The 16,247-nt window shown below is 52.0% G+C and carries 23 protein-coding genes; 3 read left to right on the top strand and 20 right to left on the bottom strand.

Annotation, left to right across the window (positions count from 1 at the left end):
- Positions 1-192 precede the first annotated feature (192 nt).
- From FEK47_RS04260 to FEK47_RS04235, 7 genes are read right to left on the bottom strand one after another with little or no spacing between them, the layout of a single operon-like run.
- A complete protein-coding gene (locus tag FEK47_RS04260) occupies positions 193-582 on the bottom strand; it encodes a tail fiber assembly protein (RefSeq protein WP_039067821.1) in 390 nt (129 codons plus the stop codon).
- Positions 582-902 carry a hypothetical protein gene (locus FEK47_RS25335; protein ID WP_240727705.1) on the bottom strand — a complete coding sequence of 107 codons (321 nt, stop codon included), beginning with the start codon at positions 900-902 and terminating at the stop codon, positions 582-584. The genes FEK47_RS04260 and FEK47_RS25335 overlap by 1 nt, the downstream gene beginning before the upstream one ends.
- Positions 902-2,287: a phage tail protein gene (locus tag FEK47_RS04255; RefSeq protein WP_240727707.1), complete on the bottom strand. Its 1,386-nt coding sequence runs from the start codon at positions 2,285-2,287 to the stop codon at positions 902-904. Before FEK47_RS04255 ends, FEK47_RS25335 begins: the two co-directional genes overlap by 1 nt.
- Positions 2,284-2,889, bottom strand: coding sequence for a phage tail protein I (locus FEK47_RS04250; protein WP_135486432.1), 606 nt, complete (start codon positions 2,887-2,889; stop codon positions 2,284-2,286). Before FEK47_RS04250 ends, FEK47_RS04255 begins: the two co-directional genes overlap by 4 nt.
- Complete coding sequence (locus FEK47_RS04245; RefSeq protein WP_135486433.1) at positions 2,882-3,790, bottom strand: baseplate assembly protein; 909 nt, start codon at positions 3,788-3,790, stop codon at positions 2,882-2,884. The genes FEK47_RS04250 and FEK47_RS04245 overlap by 8 nt, the downstream gene beginning before the upstream one ends.
- Positions 3,777-4,136, bottom strand: coding sequence for a GPW/gp25 family protein (locus tag FEK47_RS04240; protein ID WP_135486434.1), 360 nt, complete (start codon positions 4,134-4,136; stop codon positions 3,777-3,779). The genes FEK47_RS04245 and FEK47_RS04240 overlap by 14 nt, the downstream gene beginning before the upstream one ends.
- Positions 4,133-4,711, bottom strand: a complete 579-nt coding sequence (locus FEK47_RS04235) for a phage baseplate assembly protein V (RefSeq protein ID WP_135486435.1) — start codon at positions 4,709-4,711, stop codon at positions 4,133-4,135. The genes FEK47_RS04240 and FEK47_RS04235 overlap by 4 nt, the downstream gene beginning before the upstream one ends.
- Positions 4,712-4,825: 114 nt before the next feature.
- On the opposite strand from FEK47_RS04235, the gene FEK47_RS04230 reads away from it, so the two are divergent.
- A complete protein-coding gene (locus FEK47_RS04230; RefSeq protein WP_138183116.1) occupies positions 4,826-5,812 on the top strand; it encodes a DUF6602 domain-containing protein in 987 nt (328 codons plus the stop codon).
- Positions 5,813-5,826: 14 nt separating this feature from the next.
- Here FEK47_RS04230 and FEK47_RS04225 read toward each other — a convergent pair whose 3' ends face one another.
- The 12 genes from FEK47_RS04225 to FEK47_RS04170 all read right to left on the bottom strand — a co-directional run bounded on the left by FEK47_RS04225 (position 5,827) and on the right by FEK47_RS04170 (position 11,634).
- The gene (locus FEK47_RS04225) at positions 5,827-6,273 is read right to left on the bottom strand and encodes a phage virion morphogenesis protein (protein ID WP_135486437.1); all 447 of its coding nucleotides are present in this window, start codon (positions 6,271-6,273) and stop codon (positions 5,827-5,829) included.
- Positions 6,266-6,697: a phage tail protein gene (locus tag FEK47_RS04220; protein WP_135486438.1), complete on the bottom strand. Its 432-nt coding sequence runs from the start codon at positions 6,695-6,697 to the stop codon at positions 6,266-6,268. The genes FEK47_RS04225 and FEK47_RS04220 overlap by 8 nt, the downstream gene beginning before the upstream one ends.
- A complete protein-coding gene (lysC, locus tag FEK47_RS25330) occupies positions 6,660-6,908 on the bottom strand; it encodes an Rz1-like lysis system protein LysC (RefSeq protein ID WP_223196690.1) in 249 nt (82 codons plus the stop codon). Before lysC ends, FEK47_RS04220 begins: the two co-directional genes overlap by 38 nt.
- Positions 6,793-7,221 carry an Rz-like lysis system protein LysB gene (gene lysB / locus FEK47_RS04210; RefSeq protein WP_135486439.1) on the bottom strand — a complete coding sequence of 143 codons (429 nt, stop codon included), beginning with the start codon at positions 7,219-7,221 and terminating at the stop codon, positions 6,793-6,795. The genes lysC and lysB overlap by 116 nt, the downstream gene beginning before the upstream one ends.
- Entirely contained in the window at positions 7,218-7,595 is a 378-nt protein-coding gene (locus FEK47_RS04205; RefSeq protein ID WP_130258418.1) for a DNZ54_00345 family protein, read from the bottom strand. The genes lysB and FEK47_RS04205 overlap by 4 nt, the downstream gene beginning before the upstream one ends.
- A 1-nt stretch (position 7,596) precedes the next feature.
- Complete coding sequence (locus tag FEK47_RS04200) at positions 7,597-8,109, bottom strand: lysozyme (RefSeq protein ID WP_001069909.1); 513 nt, start codon at positions 8,107-8,109, stop codon at positions 7,597-7,599.
- Entirely contained in the window at positions 8,090-8,305 is a 216-nt protein-coding gene (locus FEK47_RS04195) for an HP1 family phage holin (RefSeq protein WP_000171568.1), read from the bottom strand. Before FEK47_RS04195 ends, FEK47_RS04200 begins: the two co-directional genes overlap by 20 nt.
- A 3-nt stretch (positions 8,306-8,308) precedes the next feature.
- The gene (locus FEK47_RS04190; RefSeq protein ID WP_000868175.1) at positions 8,309-8,512 is read right to left on the bottom strand and encodes a tail protein X; all 204 of its coding nucleotides are present in this window, start codon (positions 8,510-8,512) and stop codon (positions 8,309-8,311) included.
- On the bottom strand, positions 8,512-8,976 hold the full coding sequence (locus tag FEK47_RS04185) for a head completion/stabilization protein (protein ID WP_000673523.1): 465 nt from the start codon (positions 8,974-8,976) through the stop codon (positions 8,512-8,514). The genes FEK47_RS04190 and FEK47_RS04185 overlap by 1 nt, the downstream gene beginning before the upstream one ends.
- Positions 8,977-9,071: 95 nt before the next feature.
- Positions 9,072-9,722 carry a terminase endonuclease subunit gene (locus FEK47_RS04180; protein ID WP_000059191.1) on the bottom strand — a complete coding sequence of 217 codons (651 nt, stop codon included), beginning with the start codon at positions 9,720-9,722 and terminating at the stop codon, positions 9,072-9,074.
- Between the two features lie 3 nt (positions 9,723-9,725).
- The gene (locus FEK47_RS04175; protein ID WP_000742511.1) at positions 9,726-10,784 is read right to left on the bottom strand and encodes a phage major capsid protein, P2 family; all 1,059 of its coding nucleotides are present in this window, start codon (positions 10,782-10,784) and stop codon (positions 9,726-9,728) included.
- 16 nt (positions 10,785-10,800) lie between these two features.
- Entirely contained in the window at positions 10,801-11,634 is an 834-nt protein-coding gene (locus tag FEK47_RS04170) for a GPO family capsid scaffolding protein (protein ID WP_028985445.1), read from the bottom strand.
- A 142-nt stretch (positions 11,635-11,776) separates the two neighbouring features.
- Between FEK47_RS04170 and FEK47_RS04165 the strand changes: the two genes are divergently transcribed.
- Both FEK47_RS04165 and FEK47_RS04160 read left to right on the top strand, forming a co-directional pair.
- A complete protein-coding gene (locus FEK47_RS04165; RefSeq protein WP_001098422.1) occupies positions 11,777-13,543 on the top strand; it encodes a terminase ATPase subunit family protein in 1,767 nt (588 codons plus the stop codon).
- The gene (locus FEK47_RS04160) at positions 13,543-14,571 is read left to right on the top strand and encodes a phage portal protein (RefSeq protein ID WP_138183115.1); all 1,029 of its coding nucleotides are present in this window, start codon (positions 13,543-13,545) and stop codon (positions 14,569-14,571) included. The genes FEK47_RS04165 and FEK47_RS04160 overlap by 1 nt, the downstream gene beginning before the upstream one ends.
- 69 nt (positions 14,572-14,640) lie before the next feature.
- On the opposite strand, the gene FEK47_RS04155 is transcribed toward FEK47_RS04160, so the two are convergent.
- Positions 14,641-15,726, bottom strand: coding sequence for a PIN domain-containing protein (locus FEK47_RS04155; RefSeq protein ID WP_021515779.1), 1,086 nt, complete (start codon positions 15,724-15,726; stop codon positions 14,641-14,643).
- Positions 15,727-16,247 lie beyond the last annotated feature (521 nt).

Here is a 16,247-nt window from a genome sequence, read left to right as displayed (position 1 = left end):
ATATATCTTTCACAATATAAATGGTCATTACCATCATCAAAAACTGTCCCAGGATTACAGTTCTCCTGAACTCAACCAGGGCGAGAGTATCTCTATCATGTTGATTTGCAACGTGCCAGTAGCCTGTTTTATCGTGTTTCCAAAATGAGCTGGTTAAAAACTGGCAGGCATGAAAATCTACCTGCCAGTTTTTTACAATGCAGGTTTATCAGGCCATTCAATGTCCGGAGCAGTAGATGTATCGACAGCTTTCACGTCTTTGACATACTGCATCCACATAATCAACTTTGCTTTATTTTCATCACTAATGGTTCCCAGAAATAAATCAGTCCGCCAGTCTGCTGTTACGGCATTAGCATCTGCAAGCCGTGATTGTCTTTCCTGTTCAGCATTGTTAACCAGCTCTTCATATGTTTTTACGGGGGCTGGCGGAGCAATAAATTCACCATCAGCGAAAAGCCAGCCAATGCGCACTCCATCAGCAAGTGGGAACACTTGAAAACCATCCGTAGCCCATTCACTCTCCCCATCCCATACCGCAATGTTGACAACAACACCATCTCTCACCATTGCATAATTCATTATGCGTACTCCCATACAATTACAATGCCTGCCATCCCTGCACCTCCAGCACGTTGCTGTGTCGCGCCGCCGTAAACACAGGCACCGCCACCACCGCCACCTGGTCCATTAGCATTAATTCCTTCTCCGGCAATGGCCTGTGAACCCGCGCCCTCACCCAGAACAGAACTGCCACCAGGTCCTCCCATTGCCAGCAATCCTGAATAGCGAACACCTGGCATGGTATAGCCACTGCCACTGCCAAAAATATTCGCCCCCGTGAATCCAGGTGTGTATGCACCAGCAGGCCCTACAACGGCTACATTATTACCCTCTGTCATTACAGCTCCACCCCCCCCCCTTTTGCGGTAACAACGTCACCAAATGCTGAACTTCCCCCTGTCGCCCCCGGCATTGCACTGGCTCCCGTTCCTCCGTACCCAACGGTAACCGTTGTTACTACCGGATGGTCTATGCGGGCTTTAACGTATTCTCCCGACATTCCCCCTCCGCCGCAGGCAGCATTGCCCCCTGTACCGACCTGGCATCCGCCGCCAGCGCCACCACCGCCAACCACTTCAACAATCGCAAACTTTATACCTGCAGTTGGCGTATATGTCCCGGAGGCTTTGAACACCTGACATTTCACCAGTCGGCCTGTTCCGTCGCCAAGCCCAAGGTATGTGAGAAGACCAGCTACATCCTTTCCACTCAAATTAGTCAGCGTATTATCCAGCGGTTGTTTTCCCGCCAGTGCATTAAGCATTGTCGTGGCAAAGTTCGGGTCATTCCCCAGCGCCGCCGCCAGTTCGTTCAGCGTATCCAGTGCCGCAGGTGCAGAACCCACTATTGCTGCAATCGCCGATTTCACAAAAGCCGTGGTGGCAATCTGTGTATTGTTGACCGACTGTGCCGCAGTCGGTGCTGTTGGCGTTCCGGTGAATGCCGGACTCGACAGCGGCGCTTTCAGTGCTAACGCATTGTTAATGGTGGTGCTGAATTTCGGATCATTGTTAATGGCTGCGGCTATTTCTTTCAGCGTGTCCAGCGTGGCTGGCGCACCATTAATAAGAGCCGTCAGTGCCGCCTGAACAAACGCAGTGGTCGCAACCTGCGTGGTATTATTCCCCGCCGCTGGCGTTGGCGCTTTGGGTGTTCCGGTAAACGTCGGACTTTCTTTGGGTGCATACTGTGAATGCGGGTCCAGTGCGGCAAGATGTTTTGCCATCTGATCATCCGCGTACACCTTCAGCTCCAGTACCTTATCATCCACATACTTGCGAGTCGCCAGTACTACAGCAGGGTCGATTGTCAGGGTGATATTGTCCGTACTACTGGTAATCAGCACCATACGCACGGTCTGGGTACGCCCGCTGCCTTCAGCCAGTTGCGGCTTATAGCTTTCCGGGCAGTTGCCCACGGCAATCAATGCCCCGGATTCATCAAACAGGCCCACTTCACGTATCCACCAACCGCCCTCGTTTTCAGGGATCACCTGTTCAGCAATAATCTGGCTGCTGTTCTGCGGGTCGATATAGAGCATATTCAGCGCAGCCCGGCGTTTCTCATTTACCAGTGCAGTCTGCTTTGCGTCCGGCGTTGGCAATGTCCCGCCGCCATCGCCGACCGCCATATGGGTAATTTTTAAAGGCACACCGAGCGCGGCGGCGCTGGCAAGTTTCGCCGCGCCAATATCCGTCAGCAGGGTATAAAATTTTGTGCTCATGGATTCACTCTCATTGTGTCAATAACATGGATCGCCCCGCCTTCATGCGCGGTGCCGCCAGAAATAATTGTTTCGTTGATATACGGATAGATCGTGATTTCTTCGCCAAGATAGCTGGCGGCCCCCACCCAATGCGGACCGCTGGTCTGCAGATTGATGGACATGCCGATCATGTGACGGCTACATGGTTTGGCATCGCTTATCAGTCGCTCAAGTTCCAGATAGGTATCTTCAGTGATGCCCTGATCCTGCACGCCGATATCCAGGCGAAACGTGCCTGGTGTTTCTCCGGTCTGCCACCACTCAATAATGCGGATCAGAAAGCCGAACGGCTCCACCACCCGCCGCACGGCACTGGTGGTTCCTTTGTGCTGATGAATATAAAAAGCATCCTTCACCACCTGGCGTTTGACGCTTTCTGTCCAGCTCTCGTCCCAGCGATCCACAGAGAACGCCCAGGCGAGATAAGGCAGGAAACTGACCGGACAGGTAGCCGGATCCCACAAGTCACGTAGCGGCACCTGCAAATCAGAAATCCCGCTGCAGGTTTGTGCCAGTCGGCGCTCCAGTGGTGTTGAACCCGGTGGCAGCAGACTATTCATCCGTTCCTCCGTTGGTTACGCTCCACTGCGTACATGATGCCGCCTGCGTTTTGTTCAGAACCACATCCGCCAGCGGAGAAGCCAGTTCCACACGCTGCACACCCTCAACATGCAGCGCGGCAAAAATGGCACTACGGCGAATATCCCGACCGAGCCGCGTCTGACTGGCAATGTACCTCTGCAGACTGGCTTTTGCCGCTGCCATTACCGGCTCTGCTTCCGGTCCCGGATAGAGAAAAATGGTGGCATCCACCCGGTACGGGATGATTTCTGCGCTGCGAACCGTCAGACGGTCAGCCACCGGGCGGACGTTCTCACTGTTCAGGGCTTTTTCCACCACGTCCAGCAGGTCTTTTTCTGCTGTTCCGTCGCCTTCGCGGCTAAGGACAGTCAGCACCACCTCTGCAGGTGCCGGACTGGTTGCACTGGCATCCGCCACCCGACCGTCGGCGCTTCGTGCATGAAATTCATAAGCGGCAGTTGGCCCCGCAACTGAAAGTCCTTCAAAGGCTGCAGGCACACGCAGGCGTAACGCTTCATCGCTTTCCATCACAGCCGCAACGGGCGGTACAGCGTCATCATCAGCAGGCGTCACCGTCAGGCGTTTCACGTTGTAGTTGGCAGCGAGCTGGTCCAGATCGCCGCCCATCGCATAAGCCACCATCACCGCCTGCGCGGCTTCGTTAATGCGCTGGCGCAGAAGCAGCTCACGATAAGCGTTCTCCTGCAACAATTTGGTGACGGGTTCAGATTCCAGTTCCAGCGTGCGGATCACTGCTTCCTGCTCATCTTTCGGATGAAGCGCCACAAATTCTGCCTTGCGTTCGGCAAGCAGCGTCTCAAAGTCCGACACATCCACAATCTGCGGCGCAGGCAACTGCGAAAGGTCAATCACTGCCATTCTCTGCTCCTGTTGATACGGAAAGGGAAACAGGCACACCGTTATTACGCCGCCCGGTCAGCTCCACCACCATTGAACCGTCAAAATCGCTGTTGATGGTGATGGAATCCAGCGTCAGCCGTGGCTCCCAGCGACTCAGCGCCACATACACTGCCGACATGACCTGCAGGCGTAACGCCGAATTTTGTGGCTGATCTATCAGTGCCGACAGCAGGGAACCATATTCCCGGCGGGCAATGCGGCTACCCTGCGGCGTCAGCAGAATGTCCCGCACTGACTGGCGCAGATGGTCAATATCAGTAATGGTCTTGCCCGTTGCGCTGTTCATGCCGTAATACATCGTCATACCGGGCCTCCCGATGTGTCGCCGCCAGACTTCACTTTATTGTGCGCGTGGTCATCCACCACGATCTCGTTGGAACTCATCGGGCCGCCGCCCTGAGTCACACCACCGTTGATCACCACCTCACTGTTAATACGGGTGGTGTCGGCTTCCACGATAAACTCCCCGGTTTTGAAGGTGACGTTATCCACCGCCTCGATCACCATGGATTTAATACCCCGAACGTACCAGCGCCCGATTTCGGGGTCGTACTCAAACCAGCCGCCGTCCGGGTATTCCGTCACGTTGCCGTCCTCAGACCTGGACGGCGGCGGAAACTGGTTTGAATAGACGGCAGGCAGGGCAAAGGCGGTTTCCAGATTGCCGCCCAGGCTGAACAGCACAACCTGCTCCCCCACAGACGGTTTCCACCAGGTGCGCGAGTTGCCCGCGCGCAGCGTCAGCCAGTTAATCCAGTTGGTTTCAAGCTCACCCGTTTTCACCCGGCACAGCCAGTTGTCCCGGTCCACTGCCGTTACAGTTCCGGTGCGGATTAGGTTGGTGATAAGGCGCATGATTTCTGTGAGTTGTGCGTTCATAGCTATAGATTGCCATGAATGATGTATCTAAGAACAAGGTGAGCTTAGTCTGGTCCATGACACAATTAAGAATTACTATATAAAAATTGTTAACTACTTGGTTGAGAAACAAACATGAAAAATAAGAACCAGTATCAGGCTTTACTTAGAGGGAAGGTCGAATCGGCGATTGCTCAAGCCAAAAGTGCTGCAGGATTTTCCCACCAGGGTGTTAAGGGAGCTGTTCTAGAAATATTATTAAGTCAACTATTTCGACCTCTTTTGCCCGCAGATGTTGGCATTGGCACAGGGCAAATCATTGAACAGTATTCAGGAAAGTTATCACCTCAAATAGATATTATTATTTACAATAAATCAATACTCCCTCCGATATTAATCGATGGTGCCACAGGGTTATTCCCAATAGAATCAGTTCTATATACCATTGAGGTAAAAACCACATTAAGCTCATCGGAACTCAGCTCTGCACACTCAAGTGCAAAAGAACTTAATGAGAAATTCGGTTACTTACCTGGAATAAAAGATGAATCAGGCAAACTAATCCAACACAAAATAGAGAAACTTCGCTCGGTAATATTCGCTCTAAGTAGCGACTTATCACCAAATGGAATTACTGAAGCCGAAAGGTATAAAAAAATATACAAAGAAGACTTTCGTTACGTTACAGCAATTTGCGTTGCAGGTCGTGAGTATAGTTATGAAGATCGAGATTGCTGGGTAACAATGCGTAATACTCAAGCGTATGATGAAATCCTTGCATTTATTGGAGGCATAACCAATACATATAAAGGTGTTTCAGAAAGTCGTGGGACACCATTGCTAGGATATTACATTGTTCCAGAGAATGTCGAACTGAGCCTTACAGCTTGTACCACACTCCCGGAATTGCAAGTTAAGTGCACGCAATGCGCTGAAACTAAAAAAATAATCCCCACCTTTGACAACGATGATGAACTAATACTAAAAAACTACACTATTACTGATAACAAGCCTTGTAAATGTGGTGGGGAATTTAAATCAGAAAAAGGTAATTTCACCATTAAAAATGGTCGACTGAGAGAAATAGAGTACAACGAGCCAGCTCGAATTTACAAAGAGTAAATATAACGAAGGAATTAAGGCCTTAGCCATTTATAAACGACAGATGCAATTTCATCTTTGTCAGATGAAGTAAAACCTAGTAACAGCCGCTCCGCATAACGTACCTCTGGCCCCCGGCGGCTTACACGATCGAGCAGACCGTAATGGTGAACACGGGCAATACGCTGCACCTTGCCTTCAAACTGTACGCTGGCAGAGTCGGCGCTGGCGGCAGTTTTCAGGTATTTTGTGGTGCGCAGCTTTGCAAACATCTGACGTTTGATGCGCCCCTTTTTACTGCGTGCTGTTACCCGTCGCGGTTCATAGCTGCTGCCGTCAGGGTTGCGCTGCATCCTGATATTCTGCTGCTGTGTCCGGCGCAGTTCCTGCGCCAGCTGACGCATCATGCGAATTCTTGCGGCTGGCTCCAGATTCGCCAGCAAGGCACTCAGCCAGTCGTCCACTTTCTGCAGTTCAGCCACGTTTCACCGTCCACATTTCTTCAGGTTCATCGGGTTCCGTTATCGCTTCAACGCTCGACACACTTCCGTCAGTGCTGACCAGCACACGCTCCGTCAGTTGCAGGTTCAGGCTGATATCACAGACATCATTGCGCAGAATATCCACCTCAAAGGTGAATAACTTTTCCCGTAACGTCGGGTTATTGATGGCATCGGGCTGGTTATCCCGCAGCCACAGCAAAACCGGAGCCATCAGCAGATTCTGGTCGCCGCTGAAATCCTCGATCACCACGTTCAGGGTATAACGGTACTCCCATGACATGGAGCTGGCCCCCGTGGCAACCAGCGAACCGTTATCCACAAACAGATGCAGTTTGTCCGGGTTATTACAGACATAAGGCACCGCTTTATTGAGGGCGTGGCGCAGGGATTGTGGTTTGTTCACTGTTTCGCTCCTGACACGCAATAATCATGTCCACTTTGTCTGCACAGACCGCCCAGGCAGCCTCCGTTTCATCCAGCAATGCGTTCAGATCACCGTTAGTGCGCGGCGCTGCCTGATCCAGCCGACACGGCGTCACTCGCGGACAACCACTGACGGTAAGCTGCACCTCCGGTGAGTGCCGGACGTTCCCGCAGCCGGATAATGTCAGCAGGCAAAGGAGTATCAGCCCAGCGGCGTAAATCCTCGTTCTCACTTTTCAGTTCCTCGATCCGGCGTTGTCGTTGTCTCAGCAATGCGCTGGTCTGTTCAGCTTCGGCATAGAGCCGCGCCTGCTCCCGGTTATTGGTTTCAGTCAGAATGGACAGGCTGATAAGCTGGCTGTTGCTCTTTGCCAGTGCCTGGCTTTTGCTCTGCAGCTCGTCTGCCTGCGTGCTGATGGTCTGGCTGGCATCAGCCAGCCGCCACGTCTGCCAGCCCAGCGCCGCCAGTAATAACGCCAGCATAACCAGCAGCAACCGGTTCATGCTGCTACCTGTTGCGCCATCTGGTTACGGGTGATCCGGAAGGCAATAACGGTCAGCAGATAAAAGACCAGGGTAATGGCCCACCCCGTCCAGGCGAGACTTACGACAATCAGCAATCGCATCACCCAGCTGATAAATACGTTTTCTTTTCGGGTAATGGTCTTCAGCAAAGATGCCCTCAACTCCTGCCAGAGCGGGCCGTTCTTAATTAACGCAGCCAGTGATACCGGAATTACCGCCCATGTCAGCAGACAGGCTACCCAGACACCGGACGCTGCCAGTACCGGAAAAATCCCCTGCGGATACACCATTGCTGCGATCAACAGCGCCATCCATAACATCAGAAACAGCCCGCTGATTACTTTCTTTTTCATTTCAGTTTGCTCCCTGTAAGCACCAGGCCATCTCCCGCGCACGGCGGTTATCCAGCCCCTGATTAAACACACCTTTTACATACACCCAGCGCGGCAACTGTCGGCACGCATCCGCCCAGCGCCGCTGATTGAGCAATTTCACCAGCGTGGAACTACAGGCATTGCCCGTCCCCACGTTGAAGGCAAACGACACCGTAGCGTCATACACCTTCTGCGGTGGCTGTTGCTTCACACACCTTTCCAGCGCCCGCTCCACACGCAGCACGTTGGAGATCAGCCCTTCTGCTGCCTGTCGCTCCGTAATGGTTTTGCCGGGAATGACGCCCGACGTATTACCAATGCCGTCGGTCCAGACACCCGCGCTGCACTGATACGGCTGCAGACGACAACCTTCGTAATCGGCAATCAGTTTCAGCCCTTCCACGGAGGTGTGAAGCTGCTGAAAACCCGGCAGCGTGGCAGCAATAGCCAGCACGGCCCCGACAAGGCAGCGTTTAACGATTGATGGATTCATAGTCCTCCCGCGAGATCTGCCCGTCGCGCAGAAGCTGGTAGGCTTTGTGTTTGTAGTACCAGTTGATAGCCAGCATCAGCACACCAATCATCAGGCCGCCCAGCGTTGAGGCATCCTTGATGGACAAATCGCCCAGCCAGGCCAGCACAACGGCGATGCAATACGTGATAAAGGCGCTGATTCGCTCAAGCGTCATAATTCAGTCCCATAGCTGGACGGTCTGCACGGTGGTGGTGGTCGGAATGTCCGGCAGCTCCACCTGCAGCCCGTGAGGTAAAAAGGGGCCGTATTCGGCAAGCCCCGGATTTGCCTTCAGTACCTGCTCCGTGACACCCTGCGTGCGCCCGTAATGACGCCAGCAAAGCGCGTCCACCGTGTCATACTGATGCGCACGCACTTTCATCAGATAAGCTCCACTGTGCAGTGCGGCGCATCCTGTACCCGGCTGATGGCCCAGCGGGCGTCACGCCACAAATCACCGCTGGCTTCTGCCAGTTCTTCGCCCCGCTTCACACCGGATGCCGTGGCGTCATAGTCCTGGTAACGTTCGTTGAGCATGGCGCGTGCCCAGCAGTAAACCGCGTTGAAATAGTGCTGAATGCGCTCACTTTTGCCGTCCAGCTGTTCCGCCGGAACCTCTGCCAGCGAGGCATACCCCAGCATCTGCTGGCGTCTGCGAAACTCATACAGCTCTGCGTTGACCTCCGAAATTGCCGACAGCGCAACCTGCTTTAAACGCGGCTGCGTCACCGTGCCGTCAGTGCGCATCACGCTGCGAAACTCCGACAGGTCCACATCAGGCCAGAACGGCGTATTTCTGATGATTTCCGCCTGTTCCGGTGCCTGTTCTGGCGCAACAAACTTCATGCTGCTTTCTCCTGAAATAAAGGGCGGTGGACGGGGTTTTGATGTGGCAGTGCCTTTCGCCACCCCGTGCCGCCCGTGCGCGGGGGCACGTTCTGTCAGCGGCTGTCATTGCGCAGTCTGCGCTCCAGCTGCTGTTTGTCTTTTTTCACGCCACAGCGGGGATCGAGCTGTAACGCATGGTTGAGATGATTAAGGGCGGAAGCCGGATTGCTTTCACTCAGGACAGCGCCAATCGCTTTATGCAGACGTGCCCGTGACTGGTCCGGCATATCCAGACCGTCTGTCAGCTCCAGCGTCTGCAGCAACAGATCAGCATCAAAGCCGGTGGCGGCAAGCATTGCGCTCTGCGCTGCGTCTGCCATTTCCTCTGCCAGCACGGTCTGCACGTTGCGGTTACCCAACGGCATCACCCAGCCATGACGCAGGGCGTGACGCCCGATCTCCAGCGCCCCGGCATAATCTCCGGCATCAATGCGCCACAGCATCACGTACATCAGCACGTCATCCTGTTGCGCGCCTCCGGCAGCCAGGACACCCTCTGCCCAGGCGGCGTATTTCGGCAGCAGTTCCACCTTGATTTCCGCTTTTTTGACCGTGGACTGAACACCCTTGAGACGGCGGCGGTCTTCCGCCAGTTGCAGCAGCATCAGGTCATAGCCCGACGCGTGGCGAACGCTGCCGCCCTCACGGGCGGCCTGTTCAGCCTGAACGCGCAGGCGATGCTGCCGTGCGGGACTCAGGCTCATGGGTTACGCTCCGGTTTCTGCTGCGGCGGCGCTGAAATCGCCAATCTGGATGTTTTCCACCAGTGCAGCGCAGCGGTAGTCCTCAACCACATAGGCTTCGTTAACAGATTCAAAGTTTTCAATCCGGTCACGTTTCGGGTTGTCGATAACTGAACGGCGGCGGGTGTCTTCCTGCCAGTAGATGGACAGGTTATCCAGACGGGTGATCAGCAGCGCATTCGGCGGGAAGAACGGCGCACGCACGGCCTGCAGACCGCCCATGCGTTTCTGACTGATAATCATATCGGCTGCCAGTTTTTCACTGTTTTCCTGCTCTTTGTTGACCAGCGGGAAATACTTGTCAGACAGCAGTTCACGACCGCAAATCACTACCAGATCGTCATCGTCCTGGTAGACCACGTCGATAAGCTCATTGACCGCATCCATCACCACAGCGTCCAGGTTGGCATATTCGCCACCTTTCCCGACTTTCACCGCACCCGGTGTGGTTTCGCCGCCCGTGGTGGTGCTGCCCATGACGTGATCCGGTGCATCCTCACGGATTTTCTGCAGCCAGCCTTTATTCACATCCTGCAGCAGCGGGTTTTCGCTACGGTTGGAAGTTTTCGCACGCTTCACGCCGTTAAAGCCGATCATGATGCGGTCCAGTGCCTGACGTTTCACGATGGCGTCACGGATGCGCACCTGGAAATCCTGAAACTTCGCCCACAGATCCAGCTTCGCGTAGGTCAGCACCGTGTCAAAGTTGGTCTGCTCGCATTTATATTCCACATCGACCATCAGCGTCGGATCGACAGGCTCACGCTCTTTCGCGGTGGTATCAGTGGTTCCGGCAATGGTGCTGCCAACACCCAATCCAAGCAGCTGACCGGACTGCTCAGTCACTGGCGTGACGTTAATCAGTGTCAGGAAAGCGGCGGACTGCTGGATCTGGTCTTCCAGCGTCTGCTGTACAGACGGCTCCACGGTGAACTTGCTGGACAGTTCTTCAACTGCCACACCGTTCAGACGCGCCAGCTGCTGCAGGTAAGCGTTAAAAGCAAAGCGGGTATTCTTCTTCATCAGGTTTTGTGCTCCATCAGCAATTGGTCAGAGTGTCAGCGGGGGCGTTACCGCCTGTTGCACGCTGGCGGTAGTCCTGGCGGCTGTCTTCATGGCTCAGCTTGTCCACCAGTTCGTTAAAGGCGGTCAGCTGTGCCTGCAGGGCTGTCTCCAGCTCAGACAGGCGTTCTTCCTGTTCAGACAGGGATTTTTCGGTGCGCGCACTCAGGTTTTGCTGCTCAGTGGCGACCAGCTCCACGGCCTTATGCACATCAGAGAACCGGGCATCATCGGACTGCTCTTTTTTGGTAAACAGCGCCGTGACACGGGCAAACAGGGATGGTTTTTCGTCCTGGACTTCTTCCAGTTCGATCACCGTTTCCTCTGCAGCGGTAAAAAGATTGGCGGGATTCTGCTTGCGGTTTGCCAGCGGGTTATGGGCTGCACTGGCACTGAATGTCAGCATTTCCGTACCCAGACTGGCTGGATCATCAGTGGCGGCCAGGCCAACCAGGTAGGCTTTGCCCGTATCAGCGAACTTCGGGCTGACTTCCATAGATGTGAATAATTTCTGGCCTTTTTTCACCAGTTCCACCAGGGACTCCGTTGGCTCAACGTCGGCATACAGTGCCATCTTGCCCGCCAGCGGACCTTCCGTGATTTCTTCAGCAAACAGCGCCGTCACCTTGCCGTAGCGGTTAAAGGTGCTGTCCGGCAGATAAGACTTGATGTGCTCAAGGTTAATCAGCGCGGTATACACCGCCGGGTTGTAGCTGGCTGCCATCTGTTCCAGCCATTCACGCTGGATTTCGCGTCCGTCGGTAGTGGCACCTTCCACCCCGATGCGAAAACGCTTTGCTTTCACTGTCATGAGCCGTGCTCCGTTAGAAAAAACTTACTGGAGCCTTATGGTTGCGGTGATGGGGGCAGTGAAACAATGCGCGGTCTTTGTACCGACAACCACACAAACCGCAGGCGGGGAAAGCCTTCATTCAAGGCTGTAGGTTTGTGCCATGAACACCACACTGACACCCGCAGATCTCGATCCCCGTCGGCAGGCCATGCTGCTGTACTTTCAGGGATACCGCGTAGCCCGCATTGCTGAAATGCTGGGCGAGAAAGTTGCAACCGTTCACAGCTGGAAAAAACGCGACAAGTGGGGTGACTATGGGCCGCTGGATCAGATGCAGCTCACCACCGCCGCACGCTACTGCCAGCTCATTATGAAGGAGCACAAAGAAGGGAAAGATTTCAAAGAGATTGACCTGCTGGCGCGCCAGTCGGAGCGCCACGCGCGGATCGGCAAGTTTAACAATGGCGGCAACGAAGCCGACTTAAACCCTAACGTCGCCAACCGCAACAAAGGGCCGCGCCGTCAGCCGGAAAAGAATGTTTTCACCGATGAACAGATTGAGAAGCTGGAAGAAATCTTCCATTCCTCCATGTTCAACTACCAGCGCCACTGGTGGGAAGCAGGAAAAACCAACCGCATCCGTAATCTGCTGAAGTCACGCCAGATCGGCGCGACCTTTTACTTTGCCCGTGAAGCCCTGATTGACGCCCTGCTTACCGGACGTAACCAGATTTTCCTTTCTGCCAGTAAGGCACAGGCGCACGTCTTTAAGCAGTACATCATCGATTTTGCCAAAGAAGTCGAAGTGGAGCTGAAAGGCGATCCGATGGTGCTTCCTAACGGTGCCACGCTTTACTTCCTCGGCACCAATGCCCGCACGGCCCAGAGTTATCACGGCAACCTGTATCTGGATGAATATTTCTGGATACCGAAATTTCAGGAGCTGCGCAAAGTGGCTTCCGGTATGGCTATTCACAAAAAATGGCGACAAACCTATTTTTCCACGCCATCCAGCCTGACCCACAGTGCTTATCCGTTCTGGTCCGGTGCGCTGTTCAATCGTGGGCGCAACAAAGCCGATAAGGTGGACATCGACCTGTCCCACAACAATCTGGCCCCCGGCCTGCTGTGCGCAGACGGGCAATACCGCCAGATAGTCACCGTGGAAGATGCGGTGCGCGGCGGCTGTAACCTGTTCGATCTCGACCAGTTGCGCATGGAGTACAGCCCGGACGAATACCAGAACCTGCTGATGTGTGAGTTCGTGGACGATCTCGCGTCCGTGTTCCCGCTCAGCGAGCTGCAGGCGTGCATGGTGGACAGTTGGGAAGTCTGGACCGACTTTCATGCACTGGCGCTGCGCCCGTTTGGCTGGCGCGAGGTTTGGATCGGTTATGACCCGGCAAAAGGTACGCAGAACGGCGACAGCGCCGGATGCGTGGTGGTGGCACCGCCAGCCGTGCCGGGCGGTAAGTTCCGCATTCTTGAGCGTCACCAGTGGCGCGGGATGGACTTCCGCGCCCAGGCTGACGCCATCAAAAAACTGACCGAACAGTATAACGTGACCTATATCGGCATCGACTCGACCGGCGTCGGTCACGGGGTTTACGAGAACGTGAAAGCATTTTTTCCTGCCGTCAGGGAGTTTGTCTACAACCCCAACGTTAAAAACGCCCTGGTACTCAAGGCCTACGACATTATCAGCCACCGCCGTCTGGAGTTTGACGCCGGGCACACCGACATTGCGCAGTCATTTATGGCAATCCGTCGCGCCACCACTGCCAGTGGCAACCGCCCGACCTATGAAGCCAGCCGCAGCGAAGAAGCCAGCCATGCCGATCTGGCCTGGGCAACAATGCACGCACTGTTTAACGAACCGCTGCAGGGCGAGTCCGCCAATACCAGCAATATTGTGGAGATTTTTTGATGGGAAAGAGTAAGAAAAAACGCGCTGCGGCGACGAATCAGATCCAGCATAAAAACCAAACTTCAGCCGAAGCATTCAGCTTCGGTGATCCCGTTCCTGTTCTGGACCGCCGCGAACTGCTGGACTATGTGGAATGCGTACAGATGGACCGTTGGTATGAGCCACCAGTGAGTTTCGACGGCCTGGCGCGAACCTTCCGCGCCGCCGTACACCACAGCTCACCGATTGCAGTAAAGTGCAACATTCTGACCAGCACCTATATCCCTCACCCGTTGCTCAGCCAGCAGGCTTTTTCACGTTTTGTGCAGGACTATCTGGTATTTGGTAACGCCTACCTGGAGAAACGCACGAACCGCTTCGGTGAAGTTATCGCCCTTGAACCTGCCCTGGCAAAATACACTCGACGCGGATTAGACCTGGATACCTACTGGTTTGTGCAATACGGTATGGCAACCCAGCCGTATCAGTTCACGAAAGGCAGCATCTTTCATCTGATGGAACCGGATATTAATCAGGAGATCTACGGCCTGCCTGGCTATCTTTCTGCTATTCCATCCGCTCTGCTCAACGAGTCCGCCACGCTGTTCCGCCGGAAGTATTACATTAACGGTAGTCATGCAGGCTTCATCATGTACATGACCGATGCCGCGCAGAACCAGGAGGATGTGAACAACCTCCGCAATGCGATGAAAAGCGCCAAAGGCCCTGGCAACTTCCGCAATCTGTTTATGTACTCGCCTAATGGTAAAAAAGACGGACTTCAGATTATCCCGTTGTCAGAAGTCGCAGCGAAGGATGAGTTTCTGAATATCAAAAACGTGAGCCGTGATGACATGATGGCTGCGCATCGTGTTCCGCCACAGATGATGGGGATTATGCCGAATAATGTTGGGGGGTTTGGGGATGTGGAAAAAGCGAGTTTAGTGTTTTTGAGGAATGAATTATTGCCATTGCAAAAAAGGATGATGGAACTAAATAAATGGTTAGGCCATGAAATTTTGAAATTTGAGACATATATACTTAGCTAATTGCCATTTTTTAAAAGCCACGCCAATAATTAATATTAGAACCGTGGCTTTAATTTAGAGCATTAGATACTAACGTTTCAACCAAAGGTCATCTACAGAAAACGAATCGAATTCATTCTCAGATGGAGAATAAATAAAGCTCACTGTAAAATACGGTCTAACCAAAATCTCTAAAGTCACAACGTCACCATCACCATGAGTAAATGGGAATGCCGAATCTAAATCGCTTTTATTTTCAATATAATCCAAATAAGGAATATCCACTTCAATAAAAACCCGTCTCAAATTAAAAGAATAGGCAATGTAATATTTATCCGCATCAATTGAAGTGATGCCTTCAATATAGCCATCCTCGAAATCTTCGATGACATCAACTCTAACATCCAAAACATTCGAAACTCTAGACTCAAAAATATTATTTTCAAGGTATTGACTAAGCATCATGTGATTAAAACTTGATAAATAATCGATACACTCACCTTCTAGAAACTCCTCGAAATAAGGCTCACTTCTTGCATGATCAAAAGCATGGATACTCTTATCAATAGATGATGTAACGAAGTCAAATAGCTTCCGATATGGAGTTATTTTTTGTGTTATGCCTAACTCTTCAATATCTCTTAGAAGATCATCATTAAACGTTGCAGGACCTTTACTGTTGGTAAAAAAGTCTGAGCTATTCTCAGTAATAAATACAAAATCATCATTACCCCCTGATGATTTGATATATTGAAGAAAAGATAACCAGATCAACGTATCACGGTATCCTTTTTCTTGTTCTGAGAAAGGTTTTATCTTTTCAAGGGCCCTACCAACCACCTTAGCATGTGGAATATCGTTATAATCTATTAAAATTAAATTATCAACTTCCTTATTTAATATTTCTTTCAAATCATATTGTTCAATACCTAAGTTTTCAATTTTAAAATCTATTGGATTCTGATTAAGCTTTTTAATTTTACTAATAATGGAACGCATTTCATTTAATTGATTTTTGAGCTCTCTATTCCTGATATTGTTAGTCTCCTCAATTACTAAATTTGATAATAACAAGTCGTTACATTCATTATTCAAAAAATGGAAAAGAAGTTTAAAATTAGCATTTTTAGCAAACCAATTATTGTAAAATATATTTGTATCCAAAAAAACTTTCATCTGTCTTTTCCAGTGATGTAGTTAATAACATAGGTAATTATAAATTGAATTGTAGGCCGGATCCACTGATAGTGGATCCGGTTTAAAAGATTGCATTTATGGCAATGTCAAGTATAAAAACAACCACAACATAATGATTGTATATCCAAAGGCCGTCAGTAAATCATAGCAATTATCACTTACAGGGGATGTGCGATTTTAATCGTTCAGCCGCGCGCTCATATCCCCGCCACGCCTGCCCGCTTTATGTAGCGGTTTTCATGCAGGTGCATGATCTACGCAAAATCCCACCAGTTCTGGCGGGCCTTAGCAAAAACGATCCGCAAACGATCATGCGATCTCATGCGGCATAGTCATGCACTTACGGGGGAACTGAAATCCAGTAACCGAATGATCGCTTGAAAAACGAAACATACGTACTTACAAAGCACAAAGCCTGCTTTGAGCGAAGCGGACGTTAATAATGTTGCTGACCATCCCTAGTACTTCTCATAATATAGCCCTATGTTAATCAACAAAAT

It is taken from the genome of Escherichia sp. E3659 (assembly GCF_005781135.1).
Lineage (GTDB): Bacteria > Pseudomonadota > Gammaproteobacteria > Enterobacterales > Enterobacteriaceae > Escherichia.
The sequence above is the reverse complement of the archived record's forward strand: the minus strand, read 5'-3'. Positions and strand labels throughout refer to the sequence as shown.

Bases quoted from the DNA above. Each gene is read 5' to 3' on its own strand.
- FEK47_RS04260 (WP_039067821.1), bottom strand. From the start codon at position 582: ATGAATTATGCAATGGTGAGAGATGGTGTTGTTGTCAACATTGCGGTA.
- FEK47_RS25335 (WP_240727705.1), bottom strand. From the start codon at position 902: ATGACAGAGGGTAATAATGTAGCCGTTGTAGGGCCTGCTGGTGCATAC.
- FEK47_RS04255 (WP_240727707.1), bottom strand. From the start codon at position 2,287: ATGAGCACAAAATTTTATACCCTGCTGACGGATATTGGCGCGGCGAAA.
- FEK47_RS04250 (WP_135486432.1), bottom strand. From the start codon at position 2,889: ATGAATAGTCTGCTGCCACCGGGTTCAACACCACTGGAGCGCCGACTG.
- FEK47_RS04245 (WP_135486433.1), bottom strand. From the start codon at position 3,790: ATGGCAGTGATTGACCTTTCGCAGTTGCCTGCGCCGCAGATTGTGGAT.
- FEK47_RS04240 (WP_135486434.1), bottom strand. From the start codon at position 4,136: ATGACGATGTATTACGGCATGAACAGCGCAACGGGCAAGACCATTACT.
- FEK47_RS04235 (WP_135486435.1), bottom strand. From the start codon at position 4,711: ATGAACGCACAACTCACAGAAATCATGCGCCTTATCACCAACCTAATC.
- FEK47_RS04230 (WP_138183116.1), top strand. From the start codon at position 4,826: ATGAAAAATAAGAACCAGTATCAGGCTTTACTTAGAGGGAAGGTCGAA.
- lysB (WP_135486439.1), bottom strand. From the start codon at position 7,221: ATGAACCGGTTGCTGCTGGTTATGCTGGCGTTATTACTGGCGGCGCTG.
- FEK47_RS04205 (WP_130258418.1), bottom strand. From the start codon at position 7,595: ATGAAAAAGAAAGTAATCAGCGGGCTGTTTCTGATGTTATGGATGGCG.
- FEK47_RS04200 (WP_001069909.1), bottom strand. From the start codon at position 8,109: ATGAATCCATCAATCGTTAAACGCTGCCTTGTCGGGGCCGTGCTGGCT.
- FEK47_RS04195 (WP_000171568.1), bottom strand. From the start codon at position 8,305: ATGACGCTTGAGCGAATCAGCGCCTTTATCACGTATTGCATCGCCGTT.
- FEK47_RS04190 (WP_000868175.1), bottom strand. From the start codon at position 8,512: ATGAAAGTGCGTGCGCATCAGTATGACACGGTGGACGCGCTTTGCTGG.
- FEK47_RS04185 (WP_000673523.1), bottom strand. From the start codon at position 8,976: ATGAAGTTTGTTGCGCCAGAACAGGCACCGGAACAGGCGGAAATCATC.
- FEK47_RS04180 (WP_000059191.1), bottom strand. From the start codon at position 9,722: ATGAGCCTGAGTCCCGCACGGCAGCATCGCCTGCGCGTTCAGGCTGAA.
- FEK47_RS04175 (WP_000742511.1), bottom strand. From the start codon at position 10,784: ATGAAGAAGAATACCCGCTTTGCTTTTAACGCTTACCTGCAGCAGCTG.
- FEK47_RS04170 (WP_028985445.1), bottom strand. From the start codon at position 11,634: ATGACAGTGAAAGCAAAGCGTTTTCGCATCGGGGTGGAAGGTGCCACT.
- FEK47_RS04165 (WP_001098422.1), top strand. From the start codon at position 11,777: ATGAACACCACACTGACACCCGCAGATCTCGATCCCCGTCGGCAGGCC.
- FEK47_RS04160 (WP_138183115.1), top strand. From the start codon at position 13,543: ATGGGAAAGAGTAAGAAAAAACGCGCTGCGGCGACGAATCAGATCCAG.
- FEK47_RS04155 (WP_021515779.1), bottom strand. From the start codon at position 15,726: ATGAAAGTTTTTTTGGATACAAATATATTTTACAATAATTGGTTTGCT.